The organism is Anoxybacillus sp. LAT27, from assembly GCF_022030075.1.
In the GTDB taxonomy this organism is placed as follows: Bacteria; Bacillota; Bacilli; order Bacillales; family Anoxybacillaceae; genus Anoxybacillus; species Anoxybacillus kestanbolensis.
Map to the genome: position 1 here is coordinate 1 of NZ_JAIWYK010000164.1, position 274 is coordinate 274.

Here is a 274-nt window from a genome sequence, read left to right on the forward strand (position 1 = left end):
CCCCACCCCCGTCTGGATCACTGGCGCCAACTGCTGATTGCGCGCGCGATCGAAAACCAGATGTACGTCGTCGCCTGCAACCGCGTCGGCGAGGGAGGCGGCAACACCTTCTGCGGCCATTCGATGGTGGTCAATCCGTGGGGGGAAGTGATCGCGGAAGGGATGCAGCAGGAGGAGATCGTTTACGCCGAACTGGACCTCGCGCTGGTGGACGAGGTGCGGGGCCGGATTCCCGTGTTTGCCGATCGGCGTACCGAACTGTACGAACTTTAGT

The 274-nt window shown here is 62.8% G+C and carries 1 protein-coding gene; it reads left to right on the forward strand.

The genetic code is table 11. The features are described 5' to 3' along the window. A partial coding sequence (locus LD028_RS08965; protein ID WP_275949117.1) for a nitrilase-related carbon-nitrogen hydrolase occupies window positions 1-273 on the forward strand: 273 nt, incomplete at its 5' end. Window position 274: the final 1 nt, after the last annotated feature.